This is a genomic window from Deltaproteobacteria bacterium, assembly GCA_019308995.1.
Classification (GTDB): Bacteria; Desulfobacterota; Desulfarculia; order Adiutricales; family JAFDHD01; genus JAFDHD01.
On sequence record JAFDHD010000033.1, the window covers coordinates 1 to 18,088 of the forward strand.

Consider the following 18,088-nt stretch of genomic DNA (forward strand, 5'->3'; position numbering starts at 1 on the left):
AAGGGTGAGCGACGGGTGGCTCCGACGGAAAGGGATACTTGAACACGATTCCTTTAAAAACAGATACTTACTAAATTACACAAAAAGTTTGGAGTAGACAAACCATCATAGGAGAACATATGACAACCACAATTATAGAAGAAAATGAGGTGGAGGTCAAAGAAGGCGCTTCCATAGTGCCGGAACCGGATGTGATTGATGAAACCGGCGAAGTTATTCTGCCGGAAATCAAGGGACTTGAGATCTTAAAAGAAGGCACCTACGCTGTTGATCTTGAAAAGACGATCTCTGATATGCTTTTGGTCATTAAAAAGATGGAGGCGCAGCTTGAGAGTGTATTAAAATTAAACGCCGATCTTGAAAAGGATCTTGACACTTCAAAAGAGACTATCGCTGGCTTGAGGGAGGAAAAAACTCATCTTGAAGCCAAAATTCGCCGCATGGAAGAGGAAATACCTTCGAAGAGAGAACTGCAAATTGAAAATGATCATCTAATCGAGGAACGAAATGATGCCCAGCACACTATCCGGGAGATGAAGGCGAAAATAGAAAAGTTACAGAAGGAAGCGGTCCAGTACCAAAAGCAGATCACCGGTTTGAGGGAGGACAAAAAAGACATAATAATTGAAATTAGTTACCTCGAGTCGAAACTAAATGCGGTTCTTGAAAAGAATAAGTACTACCAAAGCAAGATAGATGCGTTGAGGGGGGAGAAACTTACCCAGGAGGAAAAGATAATATCCCTTGAAAAAGAGCTTACGGAAATACTCGAGGAAAAGTACAGGTTGTACCAAGAGCTTAAAGGCGAAAACCCTTGAAATGAGAGGACATTGAGGCAATGGACGACATAAAAAATCAAGATACTCCTGACGGGGTTTCCAAAGATGAAAAAGGGCTTGAAAATAAAGAATATCTACAGAGGTGCCTGAGTGAATTGGAAGATAGAAGGGGGCTCCTGATTTCAGAAAATGAAACATATAAGTCCCGGATAAACAAACTCAAGGCAGAAATAGACGAGGCAGAGATCTCTATATCATCAGCTAAAGAGTATATCACGTCATGCGAGAGAAGAATAAAAGAATACCCTGTTAAAATTAAAAAGCTGAAATCGAGAAATGAATCATTACTCGCTGAGCTAAACACCATTAAGCTAAAAATCAAGAGTTGCAAGGGGGATGAAGAAAGCACTTTATTGCTGAGAAAGACTTTGATGGATGAACATGAAAAGCTAAAAAACGAAAAAGATGTTCTAATCGATAGGATCAATAAGCTGGAAAAGGCTCTAGAGGAGATTTCATCTGAAAGGGAATGGAAGTTGCCGAAATTGAAAAAATACGATGAAAGGCTTAAAGAGGCGTGGAACCTATTTCATGAGACTGAAAGCAGGATGCAGCTCTCCTTAAAGCTACACCAAGGAAGAATAGCCCATAAATCAAAGCACACTTAATGGCTGCCGTAACCCTGATTGAGCGAAAAAATTCACTCCAAGGTTATTTGTTATAAGTTATTGATGGGAGGTCTTGGATTTCAGTCTATTTTGGACAGCAATGAAAACCAATAACCAATAACGAATAACATATAACTACCCAATTGAGGCTTAACTCAATCGGTGTGTAATTCATAAAAAGAGGGTGGGAGAGGAAGATGAAATCGGCACAGCATGACTCGGGAATGTCCATAATACCATCACCGCATTTATTTCTCGTCCCATATGATAACCATCCGGAAGATTTAAAAAAGCTTATACATACCATAAATGATGAAGGGAGAACTTCAATCCTGTGGAATCATGCCCGAGGATTTATGGTCCATCATCATTCAAGGAGCTACCCTCTTTCTGAAAATATAGGCGAGTCCACACTGAGTGACCCCAAAGAAGCCATAAAGTTCATTATCGACAAAGCACAAATACAGGTGGATTACATTTTCGAGGATTTTCACCATTTTATCGGTAAAAGAGACACCGTCCATCCTGAAATAGGTGAGATTCGCTCCCTCATAAAGGAGATGTCACGCAGTATTAATGGAAGAGAAGAAAACATCTATTTTTTCGTTCCCTCATCCTATGATTTACCTCCGGAGCTGACCCCCTTTTTTAACCAACTGTCAAAAGCAGAAAGAAAGGCAAAAGGGTTTCTGGAAAAATTCGGCCTGTTGCTCACAGAAGAAAATTTTATCATGCAATCAAAGCCCGTCATAGGGGCAGATGCTCAAATAGAGAGGGTGGTCCAGATATTGTCCCAGATGGAGACCAATAATCCTTTACTTGTGGGGCATCCGGGTGTAGGCAAGAGTGCCGTGGTAGAAGGTTTCGCAAAGGCATTATTCAAGGGTGATGTCCCTGCTAACCTGAAAGGGAGAATGCTCTATTTGATCTCTCTGAATTGCCTCGTTGCCGGTACAAAATACAGAGGTGAGTTTGAAGAGAGGCTTGAAGGCTTGATGGAAGATGTGCTGAAGAACAAAAATAGGATTATTGTCTTTATCGATGAAATACATACTTTACTCAATGCAGGCTCTGCAGAAGGAGCCATAGGCGCTGGAGATGCCTTAAAACCGGTACTTGCGCGTGGGGAGTTTCCATGCATTGGCGCCACGACGTTTGATGGGGCCAAATACCTTTTTAAAGATCATGCACTTTCAAGAAGGTTTAAGAAAGTAGTAATTAATGAACCTTCACCTGATGAGACACTTAGAATACTGAAAGGTATAGCCGGTTGTTTTGAGAAACACCATTCCATAAAGATAGAGGATGTAGCCTTGATGTCTGCTGCTTATTTAAGCATAAAGTATCTCCCTGATGAATATCTTCCTGGAAAGGCGATTGCCCTTATTGATGGTGCAGCGGCCTATTGCAGGATGAAGGGCGCGGGCAGGGTCAGAGAGGAGGACATAATGCTGGAAATTGAAAAAACACTTGTAACCGTTCACGGGTTCACGGGTTCAGAGGTTTAAGGTTCACCGAAAATCCGTCTGCCATCCATCGGGCCGGTCTGAACTCTGAACCTGTGAACACCTACAAACAGTTAAAATGTGAGTCGCCATTTTTGCGATGGTCTCTAAGGCAATGGAGTTTTTTACCGCTTCCGCCGGGCCGCTACCCCACACAAAAGGGCCATGAAGGGGAACAAGCACCACTGGCATTGATTGCAGGAAATGGCCGGTTCAATCGCCACCCGGGACCCGACCAAATCCCGAGGCGCCCCTTCGCCAGCTTCAATTACCTCGCCCACACACTCATGACCGATAACAAAAGGCCCCTCAACCGAAATATTTCCGATAAATCCTTTTTGATAGAGGTGCATATCTGAACCACAGATACCCACCTTCCTAATCTTCACCAGGGCCGCGTTGGGCCTGGGTTCAGGTCGTTCAGCCTCTTGCAGGCTGAATACTCGCGGCGATTCAAGAACAATACGCCTCATGACCATCTTTCATCCGATCCTGGTATGCACTCTGGTTAGTAGATTACCTTCAATTTACAGATGATAATAAGTATCAAAATCAAGGTAATTCGTGAATGCTTCATGGAGAATATCAGCCGACCTGGACAGGTTCACCGCAACATGGTGCTCGAAGCCGCTGTAACATATGAAGTGAAGCAGCGCCTGAAGATTTGGGATTTCAGCCACCCCGTAACCGCCAAAGGTGTCAAAAGGCTCATCTGTAAACCTTCCTTCTCCAATATAACTCACAAGCCTGCCGCTGGTGTCATCCGTCGAAAATCGGGCAAATGTCATGAGGCCGCTCTTAATCCTTCCGACACAGGTTCCATATGTGTTTTCCTGGCCGACATCACCGGCGATGATCTCCTGAAAACCCATGCGTACAGCGGAAAAGAAGGTTTTAGGCAGGTTGCTGCAGTGAAAGAGGACACATTTATCAGGGTCCCCCCCAAAGTTGTTGTTCCAATCAACAATAGCACTAGGGGAACCGGAAGCGAGCTGCAGGGCGTACATGGACAAGGCACCGGTTACATCTACCTCACACGCACTTGGTTTGAGGGAATCACTCATCATACTCATCACGGTACAAGGCACGATACCATAGTACTCTTCCATGGCGGTCCAGCACTGCAAGGCAGTGGCGTCAAGATCATGGTCGTTGATAAAATCATCAAGAACCACAGCCAGCTTGGCCATTTTTATCAGGAACTCCTCCTGAATGTCACCTGTAGGTATGTAATTTTTGATTGACGCTAATTTTGCCTTTACTTTCTTATCCGTGTTCTTAAGTTTTTCGACTCGGCCAAAGATTTCCGACAGGTCAATAGTTTCCACTGTAATGCCATAGTCCTCCAGGATCTTTTCGCTATAGCGGACCGTGGTGAAATTTGCCGGTCTGGCCCCGACGGCCCCGATCCGGATATTTTCCATGCCTTTGACCACCCGTGAAACCCCGATGAATTTCTCAATCTCCCTGCGAAATTCATCACTGTCCACCTTGACCGTATGGTTCATGGTCAGGGAATAAGGGATGTTGTACTGGCGCAGGTTATTACACACGGATATCTTTCCACAGAAGGAATCTCTTCGCCCTCCCATTTTAGCGTTTTTCGGATCATCCGGGCTGGCCTGAATAAGCACCGGAACCTCCAGCCTGGCCATTCTAAGTGTATCCGCCACACTGCGCTCATCCCCGAAGTTTGGCAGGGTAACAATCACCCCGTCTATTTTCTCGGAATTTTCTCTGAATATTTTGGCGCACTTTTTTGCATCATCAAATGTTTCCACCGCCCCCAGCTTGGTATCCTCAGTATCCAGGATCACCGCTTCACAGTGCATTTCTTCAAGGACCTGAAGAATCTCTTCCCGTCCTTGTTTTACAAGTTCATCAGGGAAAAACCCTCTATTGCCTATAATGACACCGAATACTGGTTTCATGAGCACCTCCTAAAAAGTGTATTTGGTCAAAATTTGAAAGCTGCCTCTTGTCTGAAGAATTGAGTTTAAAATGGTGCTTGCCTTCAAAGAGACGCAGCTGATACTGCCATCTGGTTAGAAGGAAAATCTTATTTTTCTACAAAGGCATCTGCTTCTGCCAAGGCAGTATCCATGATGGAGACGCCTTCATCTATTTCATCCTGGGTGATAATTAAAGGCGGCGCCATGATGATGACGCTGGTTGGGTTTGCGGCCATGGCGATCATACCCAGTTCAATTAGGCGTCTGGCAACCTGAAGCTTTGGATTAAGCCCTGGTCGTATTTTTGCAGATAGAGGAATCAAAGGCTCGCGGGTTTTGCGGTTTTTCACCAACTCCAGGCCGACGAAAAGCCCTAGACCGCGCACGTTGCCGATTGAGGGATGTTTATCTTTAAGCTCCCTGGCCTTATCTAAAAGGTATTTACCCATCTTTTTCGCATTCTCAATCAGGCCATCCTCCTGATAAATCTGTATTACCCTAATCGCGGTGGCGCAGGCCAGGGCATGCCCGGCATAGGTGGCCCCATGGCTGAAGAATTCCTCCTTGAAATGGTTGCCTATTTTCTTCCGGGAGATCGCTGCACCCAGTGGCACATAACCACAGGTGATGCCCTTGGCCATGGTCATGATGTCTGGAACAACTCCCCAATGATCAAGGGCGAACCACTCTCCGGTGCGGCCAAAACCGCTCATAACCTCATCCGCAATCATGAGCACGCCCCATCTGTCGCAGATTTCCCTTAATCTCGGGAAATATTCATCCGGCGGAACGATAAGGCCGTTGGAGCCGGTGACAGACTCAAAAATGATGCCCGCGACATTGTCCCCTCCGCCTTCAAGCTCGATTACCTGGTCAATATATTTTACGCACTGAAGGTCGCATTCTGGATACTTCTGCCCGAACATACAGCGATAACAGTAAGGCGATGGCACTGAGACCCATTCCGTGCCTCCGAGGACCTGGGCCCAGTTTCGTGGCTCTCCGGCGGAAAGGGTCATGGAAGCGGCTGTCCCGCCATGGTAGGAGTTATATCGCGATATGATCTTGCGGCGCCCGGTGTACTGGTGGCAAATTTTTATGGCGGCCTCATTCGCCTCAGTGCCGCCCAGGGTAAAGAAGGTTCGGGAAAGGTCGCCCGGGGTGATCTCGGCCAGCATCTTTGCCAGAAGCGCCCTGGGCCTGTTGGAAAAATTGGGCGCGAATGAACATAGGGTTTTAGCCTGCTCGCCCAGGGCCTCCAATACTCGTTCGTCCTGATGACCGATGCTGTGACTTACGAAGCACGAACTGAAATCCAGGAACTTGCGCCCGGCATCGTCGGTGAATCTTGTTCCTTTGGCTGAAACGATCCTTTTGGGCGCTTCGTCGGGTTGAAAAGACCAGGAATGAAAAAGGTTCTCGACTTCATAGCGGTCCATATCTTCCTTGGTCTCAGGGATGGTTTTCAAATCAATCATCTTTGCCTCCTTATCCTGATCTGGACTGATTGAATCTCCTTATTGAATTTCTTCAAGTAGAAGGCGGAGTTCAGTTAACCTGGTATTTCTGATCTTTGCCACCCGGGCCATTGCTCTTGATACATCCCCTAACAGAGCTTTAGAAAGTTCAGCGGCCTTCAGATAAAATTCTCGAATACCATTTTCAAGATCAAGGCTTGCTTTTAGAACTTCGCCTGAAGAGGCGTTGTTGTCAAGCAAAGGCATGACTAGCGCGCCTTCAAGTCCCTTAAAAGAAAAGCCGGTCTCTAAAGCGTCAGTGACTGCCCCGTAGTAAGCTCTTTTTATATTTTTTTCATTCTTATGGTTTTCTTTGGCAAAGGCCAGGAATGCCTCCTTTAGTTCTTTATGCTTATTGGCCCATTCTTCATAGAATTGTGCTGATTCCTGTTCAATTTTCGAGATATATGAGATAACCGCTGCAGCTGTGTTTAACTCCATCTTCGCCCCTTCCTGTTTCAAAACCACCGTTTAACGACCACTTTGCTTTCGGTAAAGAAACGGACAGCGTCTTTCCCCTGCCCGTGCAATGTTCCAAAGAATGAGTCCTTCATGCCACTGAACGGGAAGAAGGCCATCGGCGCTACAATACCGATATTGATCCCCACGTTCCCGGTCTGGACTCGATATTCAAATTCCCTGGCCCAGCCTCCATTAGAGGTAAAAATGCTGGCCGCATTTCCAAAGGGAACACTGTGAATCAAATCAAGGGCGTCATCCAGGGTTTCCGCCCTCATTATACTTGCCACCGGGCCGAAGATCTCTTCTTTTCCAATTTTCATGTCAAGAGTAACCCCTTCAAAAACTGAAGGATTCAGGAAACAGGTTTGCGGATAATCACCTTCAATCTTGATATTCCTTCCATCGAGACGCAATGTCGCCCCTTCTGCGACACCGCTTTCGATATAACCCAAAACACGTTTTTTCTTGTCTTTAGACTGGAGAGGCCCCATCTGAATACCTTCCTCCAAACCATAACCGACCTTTATCTGGAAGGCCGCTTCGGTAAAGGTATCAACAAACTTCTTGTAAAAGGCGTCATCCCTTCCCACGACCAAGGCAGTTGCCCCGGATAAACATCTCTGACCGGTATTCCCAAAAAAAGATGTCATCAGCGCGGCTATGGTTTGATCCAGGTTGCAATCAGGCATGATCACCAGAAAATTCTTGGCTCCCCCCTGAGCAATGACTCTCTTGCCAGTCTCACCGCATTTTTTATAAACTATTTTTGCGATGGGCGTGGAACCAACAAAAGTGATCCCTTTAATATCTTGATGCTCCATTAGCATGCTGGCTACTTCAGCCCCGCCATGAACCAGATTAACCACCCCCGGGGGTATATCGGTTTCATCAAGAAGTTCCTGAAGTTTAACCTGGCTGACCGGGTCATTCGGCGAAGGTTTAACAATAAAGGTGTTGCCCGTGGCAATGGCGTAAGGTAAAAACCACAGGGGAACCATAAACGGAAAATTGAAAGGCGGAATACAGGCAAATACACCCAACGGCTCCCGAATGATATACTCGTCAATGCCAGAGGCAATATCCTGAAGAGACTCCCCCATCATTAAGGAAGGAATTCCGGACGCGACTTCGCAATTTTCTATACCCCGTCTGGTCTCGCCTCTTGATTCATCAATGGTCTTTCCGTGTTCCTTGGTTTGAACAATGGACAGGTCTTCAAAATGCTCCTCAAGAAGTTCTATTAGTCTGTGGAGATATCGGGCCCGAGAAACAGGCGGGACCCTTCTCCATTCATGAAAAGCTTCGCTGGCCGCCTGAACCGCTTCATTGACTTCCTCCCTGGTTGACATGGGAACTTCAGCGACGACTTCGTCCAGAGCGGGATTTTTTACTTCCCAAATTTCTTTTGATTGTGATTCCTTCCATTCACCGCCAATAAAATTTGCCAATCTTCCAAACTCCACTTCTCCTCTCCTTTTCTAAAGAATTTCAATTTACATAGATAAAATAGCTTGCTCAAGCATCTTCTTCTCTTTTTTATGGTACGATTCGTAGTATAGAAAGCATGGCCTGGGTGTCAAGAAAGATACTTATATTTTCAAAATAAATATAATGCCTGCCAGAAACATCTAAGTACCGGATTTATTACAAACCGTATCGCCGTTGAGTGATATCAAGGAGAAAGCTGCCGGATTGAATGCGTTGCGAACATGATGAAAGACTTCCCGTTTCAATTTGGGTTGCCTTGCAAAATCAACTATTTTCTGTAATTATAGGAATTATTATTGAATTCCTTGGGTGGGGGTGACCCGGAAAATTACGAACAATTTATTTTGCACACGCAATTTTCACAAAGATTCCTATAACTGAACGGCTAGGGAAATTAGTCGAGCGCATAGAGGGGAATCTGAGGATATCAAATGTGGCAGCGATTCAGTCTCCGTCCTCGCGTATTTCTGATCGTGTCTCTCCTGATGCTTATCACCGTGGGGAGCGGGATATTTTCAATATATTCTACGTACCGTATGAACGCGCTCGTGGCGTCCATGGTTAATACAGATATCTTCGCCTTTCGGACGGCACAGGAACTGAGCAGAGCCCTGGTTATGCAAAAAGGTTACGTGACCTATTATTTTCAGGATCGGGATCCGAAGTGGTTGAAGCAGTTACAGGAGTATCATCTCGTTTTTAAAGGGTGGATTAACAAAGCCCGGGCAACCGCTATCAATGAGACCGAAAGGGATATTTTGAATCAGATCGAATTGGAATACATTCATTACCATACGGCTCGGGAACAGGTAATAAATTATTATAAAACTGAAAATCATGATGCCGGGTTTAAACTCCACCAGGAAATCCGCAGGCGTTTTTTCCATATCCATATCCTTTGCGAGAGGTTTAGAGAAGCGCACAATCAGCATATCCAACAGGTCCAAGAGGAGGTACAGTCCCAAGCCAGGTTCATGCGGAATTTGGTCCTGGCGGCCATGTCGAGTACCATTGTATTAGGCGGCTTATTAGCTTACATCCTGCTAATTCAAATCCTCAAACCAATCCGTGACCTGACCATGGAAGCGGGGCCAGCCAACAGTGAAACCCCTGTATTTGAAGGGGATGAGGTGGAGGCATTAACCAGTCGGGTGCATAATTTAATTGAGGATGTGGATCAGACGAAAACCAAGCTGGAAAGGAGCCGTGTGCATTTAGAGCAGACCGAAAAACTGGCTATGGTCGGTAAGCTCGCCGCCGGGGTGTCCCATAGTATTCGCAACCCGCTTACCTCAGTGAAAATGCGCTTATTTTCTATGGAACGCAACCTCGAACTGTCGCCAACGCTGAAAGAGGATTTCGAAGTGATTTCTGAAGAAATCCGACATATTGATAGTATCGTCCGCAATTTCCTCGAATTCTCAAGGGTACCCAAGCTCAAGATGCAGAGAATCAGTCCCTCGGACGTGGTGGATACGTCTCTTGAACTTCTGGGGCATCGTCTGGGATCCTATGGCGTAGAAGTAATGATCCAGCGTAAAGCAAGGCTTCCTGAAATTTTTGTTGATCCAGACCAGATGAAAGAAGTGCTGATCAACCTGGTTGAAAATGCCCTCGAAGCCATGGTGAGCGGCGGCCACATCAGGATTGAGGAAGAAGAACAAATCATTGAGTCGTTGGGAAAGACTGTGGTTATCAAGGTCAGGGATAATGGCCCGGGGATCCCCCAATCCGTGCAAGACAGCGTGTTTGAGCCTTTCTTCAGCACAAAGGAGGAAGGCACAGGCCTGGGTCTGAGTATCGCCACCCGGATCGTAGAGGAACACGGCGGCTGGCTGGATCTTAGCTCGGAGGAAGGTGAAGGCACAACTTTTATCATCACCCTGCCTTTGAAGGAGGATGAGGTTTGAACAAGATCCTGATCGTTGACGACGATCCTCAATTACGACATAGCTTTGAAAAACTCCTGACCGATGAAGGGCATGTTGTAAAGACCGCACCCAGCGGCGAGCTGGGGCTCGAACTCTTTCGCAATGATGAGTTCGATCTGGTAGTGATGGATGTTCGCCTGCCCGGGATTAATGGTCTTGAAACCTTTGAAACCATACATGAAATTGACCCCAAACTCCCGGTTATTATCATGACCGCTTACAGCACGACTGAAACGGCTATTAAAGCAACCAAGCTGGGTGCGTTCGATTATGTGCTGAAACCCTTTGAAATTCCTGAGATGTTGAATTTGATCCAGCAGGCACTCGAAGCCGGGCATTTTATGCGTTCACCTGTGGAGATGGATGGGTTACCGGATACAATTACCTCTGATGCCATTATCGGCCGAAGCAAGGCAATGCAGGAGGTTTACAAAGTCATCGGCCGGGTGGCCTCGACCGATGCGACCGTGCTCATCCGGGGCGAATCAGGCACGGGCAAGGAACTGGCCGCCCGGGCCATCTACCAGCACAGTCAGCGTGTCAATAAGCCTTTCCTGGTGATTAACTGTGTGGCCATCCCCGAAACCTTACTCGAAAGCGAACTGTTTGGTTATGAAAGAGGAGCCTTCACCGGAGCGACTCATCGTCGCCTGGGAAAAATCGAACAGGCCAATGGGGGAACAATATTCCTTGATGAAATCGGGGACATGCCGGTTTCCATTCAGGCCAAGATTCTGCGCCTGCTTCAGGAAAAGAGTATTGAACGCCTGGGCGGACGAGAACCGATTGATGTGGATGTGCGCATTATTGCATCCACAAATCGTGACCTCGAAGCAGCCATCGAGGAAGGACGCTTCCGGGTGGATCTTTACTACCGCCTCAAGGTGGTCACACTCCGGCTTCCGGCCTTGCGAGAACGAAAGGAGGACGTTCCGCTCCTCGTTGATTATTTTCTTGCCCGTCTTGCCGATGAAATGGGTATTGACAATCCAGGCTTGATTGATGAGGCCAGGACTATCCTGGAAAATTATGCCTGGCCTGGCAATGTTCGTGAACTGTCTAATATCATTCAAAAGGCCTTAATTTTTAATCGAGGAGGACTCATCGGCCCGGAAGATATCACCCCGGCCATCAAGGATAGTGACAAGGTAAGTCAACTGACAGATACTGAAGATGAGGAGTTCATCCGAAAATGGATCCAGAAGGCCTTGGCCTTAAAAAGCAGCCCGAATCTATTCAATACCATCACGGACCGTTTCGCCAGTATGCTCACCAGTGAGGCCTTAAAACTCGCCGGTGGCAACCGCACCCGAGCCGCAGAAATTCTGGGAATTTCCCGCCCGACCCTCCTTTCTAAAATCGAAAAATATCAACTCAAGATCGAAACTGAAGTCAAGCGCCGTTGATCCATTCGCTCCATGAAATTTTTTTTTTACAATTTGTAAAGATTTCTGACAGAGTCTGCCTTGGTTACCCTTGAATCTCTTTTAGCCTCACCGGCTATTTATATGTTATTTCAATCAATTAAACTGTTTGCCTTCCTCAGCCTTCCTGTTGGTACAGCTTATGCTCTTACCCAGAGTAGTTGTTCTTTAAAAAATGTGGATAATATGAAACAAGTGGTTGTAATCTGGATAAAATTATTCTAACTAAAATTCGCCTTCTGCCTGAAACGGAGAGTCCTTAGCGAACCCCAGCATGAAATAAATATCAACATAAATGACAGTGAAACCGTTAAGGTGGCATGACGAAAAAATTCAATATACTGCTTTCTGATCGCAACCATAATATACGTGAGTTTCTCCGCCGCGAACTGGTTAAAGAAGGATATCGGGTTGACGAGGCTAAAGACGCCTGGGAAATACTGAAGTTAGTCCTTGCAGAGAAACCTCCCGATCTTTTGATCCTGGACCCGGAACTGCCTTATGTAAGGGGGCTAGGGATATTTGAGAAACTCGAACTTCGCAAACCTTCTTTACCTGTAGTTATTCACACGTTCGATATCGAAGAGGCAAAGTCTCTCCCCCTTAAGTTTACGGTGGCGATTGTAGAGAAGAAGGGAAACAATATTGATCGCATCAAGAGTGTAATTGCTGATTTGTTGAGAAAGTCTTAGCGCTGGAGTTTCATACACCCGATGAAGCTCTAGGGAGGGAAGCAGGCAGGCTTATAATGTTGATCTTCTTTACTACCTTAGAAATAGCCACAGGAGAAATATAGAAAGGCGCGGCCCTTGATTCACACGCGCACCTCCATCAACACCATACCTTGAAAGAACAAAAGTATTTTTTTTCTAGATGTCATGTCCCTGTTATAATCTCGTCCCACACAGATTTATCAATCTCTCATACTTAACGGATCCCCAGTAGGCAGACCAAGCTCTCTGGCCCTCAGGACCCGGCGCAAAATCCTGCCGCTGCGTGTCTTGGGCAGCTCCTTAAGGAAAGCCACTTCTAAAAGTGGTATTTCAGACGAAAGGTTGGCCTTAACAAACTCCTTGATCTCCTGGCTTAGCCGGTTGGAGGGAGTGTAGCCCTGTTCCACGGTAACGAAGGCCTTGATATAAGGCTGGATGGGCCTGGATATCATGGAAATAACAGCCGCTTCACTGACAGCAGGATGATGGCAAAGAACCTGCTCGACCTCGAACGGACCAACCAGCTTGTCTCCAACCTTTACCAGATCATCATTACGGCCCTGGTGAAAAAAATAGCCATCCTCGTCTCTTACGGCCAGATCCCCGGTGAGAAACCAACCTTTGAATCGGAGGTATTTGTTAAACCTCTTTTCATTGCGCCAGATACCGGTCATCATCGCAGGCCAGTCCAATTTAAAGGCCAGCTCGCCCATGGTTAAGATGGGCAATGGTTCCCCATCGTCAGAAACGATCACCGCCTCAACCCCTGGCACGGGTCTGCCCATAGAACCCGGTTTACATTCAAGGGAGGGGAAATTGGCCAGACAGATCATCCCTGTCTCAGCCATCCACCAGTTTTCATGGGGAGAAAGCTTGAGGTTCTTTTTAACCCAGAAGAAATATTCCGGAGCCAGGGACCTGCCTCCAGTGGCAATATGACGCAGCGCGGACAGGTCGTAACGATCGGGCAGGTCTTCGCCGGCTTCCACGAGGCCCTTAATGCGCTGCGGAGTGGTATACCAGACCGATACATGATGACGCTCCAGGGTCCGGTACCAGGTGGAAGCTGAAAACGGATCACCTTGAACCACTGAAGTGACACCGCACAGCCAGGGACAAAATACACTATAGACTGTTCCTGTCACCCAGGCAGGATCGCCGTCAGTCCACAACACACTGTCCTCTGTCAGGTCAAGCACATCCCGGCCTGTCACCATGTGCCCCACCATGTCGCGATGGGCATGGACCATAGCATTGGGCGGTCCGGCCGCCCCGGATGTATAGATAAGATAGAGCGGTGCATCGGCCGGGAGCCATCTGGGAGGACACTCATTTTCAAAACGTTGAAGGTGGTCTTTCAGGATGATCTCCTGAGGGAAGTGGCCAAGGGCTGGACCTTCGGTTAAATAAACATATTCCACACCCTCCATGGCATCGTCTGGCAACCTTTCAGCCAGATCAGGATGCGTGAGAATCGCCCGCGGCTCTGCGTTTCTTAAACGAACTTCCAGTTCGGCATAGTTAAAAGTTGAATAAAGAGGAGAAAAAATCACTCCCAAACGGGCGCAGGCCAGCATGGCTATATATATCTCCGCACACATGGGCAGGAAAATGAAAAACCGATCTCCTGCCTCAAGGCCATGTTCGATCATCAAATTGGCCAGTTGACTGGATTTTTCCTTAAGGTCTTGATAGGTGAAATACTGAACCTGCCCGGCGTTCTCAAAGATCAGCGCATTCCGGTCCCGTTTGTCAGGGTCCTCGGTCCACCTGTCAATGGCCTCGTATACGATGTTGATCTTCCCGGTCTTGTGCCAAGAAAAATACTTCTCTTCCTCCTTCCAGGAAAAAGTCCGATAAGCCAGCTCATAATTTTTAAGGTTCGCATCGGGATTTTGGGCTGCTATTCTGGCCTTCATAACATTCTCCGATTCTTACTGGTTTCCTGCCTTATGCTCCTATCTGCCCACACCCCGTACTCGGCGTGAATCCGGGCGGCCTTGGTCACGAGCTCTTCTCCCTGGGGTGTGAATGGATGCGGGAGTTCAGCCCTGGGTTCTTCGGCGATCAAAGCCCTCAGAACTTCCCGAACCGAACCGGCCAAGGCCTTCAGGTCGTAGCCGCCTTCAAGGGCCAAGAGAATGGGAGGATCCCCCACCTCAGCCGCTAAATCCATGATCAATTGAGTTAGCCAACCGTATCCCTGCTCGGTAAAGTCGGTTCGGCCGAGAGGGTCATCGCGGTGGCCGTCAAAACCCGCGGCAACGAGGATGATCTGAGGTCGGTAATTCCTGATAATAGGACCGAGAATATCCCGGTAACAGTGAAGGATGTCCTCATCTCCCAGGTTTTTAAACAGGGGGACATTAACCGTGTATCCAAGTCCCGGCCCCTGGCCAGCATCTTCCCAAGCGCCGGTCTGAGGAAAAGTGAAAACATAGTGTGAGGAAAAATAAAAAATTTCTTTCTGATTGTAAAACAGGCGCTGCAAGGCGTTACCATGATGAATGTCCCAATCCACGATCAGAATGCGGTCCAATCCATAAACGCAAAGGGCTTGGAGGGCCGTGACTCCCAGGTTGTTGAAAATGCAAAAACCGCTGGCCCGGTCTGGCAGAGCGTGATGTCCTGGAGGCCGGATCAAGGCAAAAGCCGCCTCGCACCGGCCAGACATAAGGGCATCCAGGGCCTGAAGGCAGCCACCTACAGCCAGAAAGGCGGCCATATATGTCTTGGGGCTGGCCGGCGTGTCGGGCGACAGGTGGGTGAACTCATACTCGGCAGTCTTGAGGATTTTTTCAATATAAATTGGAGTATGAACCAGTTCCAGCACGTCCATAGCCGCTGGCTCGGGCTTGATATTGGTCAATGTACCCGAAAAATTCGTGTCCAGCATCTGATGGATAGCCTTTAAACGGTTGGGGTGTTCAAGGCTTACCAAGCCGGTCTTATGTTCTAAAAAACGATCATCTCTGATGGTACAAACTCTAGACGCCATACTTCCAATCACAACCTCAAAATCATAGTGCGCTCCCAGCTCCCGCTTCCATGAAACTGGAAGTTGAACTTCTTATATAAACCAATCGCCCTCAGATTATAGCTTTCCACGGTCAGCCACACGAGTTCAAGTCCAAGCTCGATAGCCTTATCCCGTCCCGCCTGAGTGAGTTCCGTGCCTAGACCCCGGTTTCTAAAAGGCTCACTGACAAAGATCATAAACTCAGCGTCTTTCTTTTTTAAATCCGGCAGAAGGGCAGCATGACCGACCACCTCGTTGTCCTTCCAGATTAAAAAGTTCACCCCGTTCTCAAGAAGGCCGTGCACCCACTCTCGGCGGATCTGGCTGTTTTCCGGAGGCAAACCCTGAAGCGCCCTCTTCGGTTCAAACAGGTCGTACATCTTTAAAAGATATTGAAAATCGCTCTTATCACAGAGCCCAACCTCAAAGATGCTGCCCGTTTTGTCCAGAAATTTCGTTCGAAGGCAAACTGTGTCCATAAACAACTCTGGTAAAAAGATAGAATTACACGCCTGAACCTAAGACCTCTTTAACACTCCCTAACAAATTACAATGAACGGCCGATCTCTTATTAATAATGATGCTACCTTCTTTCCGGTCAACCGCGATCTTTAATCAAATCCTCTATGGCCGCCGGATCGGCCAGGGTCGAAATGTCATCCAGTTGATCAAACTGCCCCAGTGCGATCTTGTGGAGTAAGCGATGCAGGATTTTGCCGCTCAGAGTCTTGGGTAGTGAGGATGCAAATTTAACCATGTGAATTGTGGCAATCGGCCCAATCTTCAAACGAACCAGATCAACTAACTCCTGCTTCAGTTCATCAGACCTGGTCGCGCCGGTGTTAAGTGTAACAAAGGCCCAAATACACTGCCCTCGATCCGGGTCTGGCACTCCCACCACCGCCGCCTCAGCAACCTGATCGTGCTGGACCAGAGCGGATTCAAATTCAGCCGTGCCCAGGCGGTGGTTGGAAACGGTAATGACATCATCAAAGCGGCCCAAGATCCAGTAATACCCATCCTCATCCACCCTGGCTTCATCGCCGGTGAAAAACAGGTTTGGAACGATGGAAAAGTAAGTTTCCTTGAACTGGTAATGGTTGTTATAGACCGTGCGGGCCATACCGGGCCACGGCCTTTTAATGAAAAGCGCTCCTTCCTGATCAGGATACTGAATCTCTGCGCCGGTATTCAGATCAAGAATAACCGGTTCAACCCCAAAGAAAGGCAAGGCGCATGAACCGGGTTTCAGGGGTGTCACTCCGGGTAAGGGTGTAATCATGTGGCCGCCCGTTTCGGTCTGCCACCACGTATCCATGATAGGCGCCCAATCCCGGCCGATATGATGGTAATACCACTTCCATGCCTCCGGCGTTATGGGTTCACCCACTGTACCCAGAAGTTTGAGAGAGGTGATGTCATGTCTTTCAACATACTCGCCGCTCTCCTTAGCTAAAGAGCGTATAACATCAGGAGTAGTATAAAGCTTTTCCACCTTATACTTTTCCACGATCTGCCAGCAGCGATCAAAATTCGGGTAGAGAGGCACACCCTCGAATAGCACGCTGGTCAGGCCATTAAGCAGGGGCCCATAGACGGAGTATGTGTGACCGGTGATCCAGTCAATATTTGCCATGCACCAAAAGATTTCGTTCTCTTTCAGGTCAAAGACCAGCCTGGTGGTCATGGCGGCGTAAAGCAGATAGCCGCCGTGGGTGTGGACCATTCCTTTGGGCTTGCCTGTGCTCCCACTTGTGTGAAGAATAAATAAAGGGTCTTCTGCGTCCATAGGTTCAGGCGGAATAAAATCAGGCAGGTTCGCATCGGCCACGGCTTCCTGCCACCAGACTTCATGGGCTGATTCAAGGCCATGGTTCAACCCACGGCGACCATAAACGATAACGGTTTCCACTTCAGGAGACCGCTTCATAGCCTCATCAACGACAGTCTTAAGCGGAATCCACTTGCCGCCACGATACCCTCCATCGGCCGTCAGAACCACTTTGGCTCCGCAATCTTTTATACGGCTGGCCAGGGTTTCGGCACTGAGTCCAACAAAGACCGCGCAATGGATTGCGCCGATACGGCTGCAGGCCAGCAAGCTCACAGGCAGCTCCACAATCATGGGAAGGTAAATGACGACGCGGTCGCCCTTTTGAACTCCTCTGGACTTCAGCACCGCCGCCAGTTTGTTCACCTGCTGATAAAGATCCTGATAGGTAACGACGCCGGATTCCTCAGGATCATCTCCCTCCCAGTAATAGGCAACCCTGTCCCGCAGGCGAGGGAGATGCCGGTCGAGACAATTATAGCTAGCGTTGAGGACTCCGCCGCCAAACCATTCAAACCGGGCTTCCTCGAAATCGGCTTTCAGAACAAAATCCCACGGCTTATCCCAGGTCAGATATTTCTCAGCCTGTTCCGCCCAAAACGCCTCAGGTTCTTGCAGAGACTTCCGGTAAAGAATATCGTATTCCTTAAGGCTTTTAATGTGGGCGAACTCCTGAAACTCTTCTAAATGAGCGTCATACCACTTTAAAGTGTCTTTCATGCCTCAATTTCCCGTACTCGATTTCTGCTAAATAGAAGCGAAATCCTGTTATTGCTTGACATCCAAGTAAAAGAATACC

At 47.8% G+C, this 18,088-nt stretch carries 16 protein-coding genes; 6 read left to right on the plus strand and 10 right to left on the minus strand.

Annotated elements, in window-relative coordinates; all coding sequences use genetic code 11:
* Positions 1-119 precede the first annotated feature (119 nt).
* The 3 genes from JRI95_07580 (at position 120) to JRI95_07590 (ending at position 2,955) form a co-directional block, all read left to right on the plus strand.
* Positions 120-818: a hypothetical protein gene (locus JRI95_07580; protein MBW2061408.1), complete on the plus strand. Its 699-nt coding sequence runs from the start codon at positions 120-122 to the stop codon at positions 816-818.
* A 20-nt stretch (positions 819-838) separates the two neighbouring features.
* Positions 839-1,447, plus strand: coding sequence for a hypothetical protein (locus JRI95_07585; protein MBW2061409.1), 609 nt, complete (start codon positions 839-841; stop codon positions 1,445-1,447).
* A 197-nt stretch (positions 1,448-1,644) separates the two neighbouring features.
* A complete protein-coding gene (locus JRI95_07590; GenBank protein MBW2061410.1) occupies positions 1,645-2,955 on the plus strand; it encodes an ATP-dependent Clp protease ATP-binding subunit in 1,311 nt (436 codons plus the stop codon).
* Positions 2,956-2,958: 3 nt separating this feature from the next.
* Here JRI95_07590 and JRI95_07595 read toward each other — a convergent pair whose 3' ends face one another.
* The 6 genes from JRI95_07595 to JRI95_07620 all read right to left on the minus strand — a co-directional run bounded on the left by JRI95_07595 (position 2,959) and on the right by JRI95_07620 (position 8,346).
* Entirely contained in the window at positions 2,959-3,144 is a 186-nt protein-coding gene (locus JRI95_07595) for a class II aldolase/adducin family protein (GenBank protein MBW2061411.1), read from the minus strand.
* The gene (locus JRI95_07600) at positions 3,078-3,425 is read right to left on the minus strand and encodes an alcohol dehydrogenase catalytic domain-containing protein (GenBank protein MBW2061412.1); all 348 of its coding nucleotides are present in this window, start codon (positions 3,423-3,425) and stop codon (positions 3,078-3,080) included. Before JRI95_07600 ends, JRI95_07595 begins: the two co-directional genes overlap by 67 nt.
* Before the next feature lie 54 nt (positions 3,426-3,479).
* Positions 3,480-4,883, minus strand: a complete 1,404-nt coding sequence (locus JRI95_07605; protein ID MBW2061413.1) for an L-fucose/L-arabinose isomerase family protein — start codon at positions 4,881-4,883, stop codon at positions 3,480-3,482.
* Between the two features lie 128 nt (positions 4,884-5,011).
* Positions 5,012-6,382, minus strand: coding sequence for an aminotransferase class III-fold pyridoxal phosphate-dependent enzyme (locus tag JRI95_07610; GenBank protein ID MBW2061414.1), 1,371 nt, complete (start codon positions 6,380-6,382; stop codon positions 5,012-5,014).
* A gap of 39 nt (positions 6,383-6,421) precedes the next feature.
* Positions 6,422-6,862, minus strand: coding sequence for a hypothetical protein (locus JRI95_07615; GenBank protein ID MBW2061415.1), 441 nt, complete (start codon positions 6,860-6,862; stop codon positions 6,422-6,424).
* 17 nt (positions 6,863-6,879) lie between these two features.
* Entirely contained in the window at positions 6,880-8,346 is a 1,467-nt protein-coding gene (locus JRI95_07620) for a CoA-acylating methylmalonate-semialdehyde dehydrogenase (GenBank protein ID MBW2061416.1), read from the minus strand.
* 456 nt (positions 8,347-8,802) lie between these two features.
* Here JRI95_07620 and JRI95_07625 point away from each other — a divergent pair, with 456 nt between their 5' ends.
* The 3 genes from JRI95_07625 (at position 8,803) to JRI95_07635 (ending at position 12,418) form a co-directional block, all read left to right on the plus strand.
* The gene (locus JRI95_07625) at positions 8,803-10,281 is read left to right on the plus strand and encodes an MCP four helix bundle domain-containing protein (GenBank protein MBW2061417.1); all 1,479 of its coding nucleotides are present in this window, start codon (positions 8,803-8,805) and stop codon (positions 10,279-10,281) included.
* The gene (locus JRI95_07630) at positions 10,278-11,708 is read left to right on the plus strand and encodes a sigma-54-dependent Fis family transcriptional regulator (protein ID MBW2061418.1); all 1,431 of its coding nucleotides are present in this window, start codon (positions 10,278-10,280) and stop codon (positions 11,706-11,708) included. The genes JRI95_07625 and JRI95_07630 overlap by 4 nt, the downstream gene beginning before the upstream one ends.
* Positions 11,709-12,046: 338 nt before the next feature.
* Positions 12,047-12,418: a response regulator gene (locus JRI95_07635; GenBank protein ID MBW2061419.1), complete on the plus strand. Its 372-nt coding sequence runs from the start codon at positions 12,047-12,049 to the stop codon at positions 12,416-12,418.
* Positions 12,419-12,639: 221 nt separating this feature from the next.
* Here JRI95_07635 and JRI95_07640 read toward each other — a convergent pair whose 3' ends face one another.
* The 4 genes from JRI95_07640 to acs form a co-directional block, all read right to left on the minus strand.
* On the minus strand, positions 12,640-14,358 hold the full coding sequence (locus JRI95_07640; protein MBW2061420.1) for an AMP-binding protein: 1,719 nt from the start codon (positions 14,356-14,358) through the stop codon (positions 12,640-12,642).
* Positions 14,355-15,437, minus strand: coding sequence for a histone deacetylase (locus tag JRI95_07645; GenBank protein MBW2061421.1), 1,083 nt, complete (start codon positions 15,435-15,437; stop codon positions 14,355-14,357). Before JRI95_07645 ends, JRI95_07640 begins: the two co-directional genes overlap by 4 nt.
* A gap of 8 nt (positions 15,438-15,445) precedes the next feature.
* Entirely contained in the window at positions 15,446-15,937 is a 492-nt protein-coding gene (locus JRI95_07650) for a GNAT family N-acetyltransferase (GenBank protein ID MBW2061422.1), read from the minus strand.
* 119 nt (positions 15,938-16,056) lie between these two features.
* Entirely contained in the window at positions 16,057-18,009 is a 1,953-nt protein-coding gene (acs, locus tag JRI95_07655; GenBank protein MBW2061423.1) for an acetate--CoA ligase, read from the minus strand.
* Between the last annotated feature and the right edge of the window lie 79 nt (positions 18,010-18,088).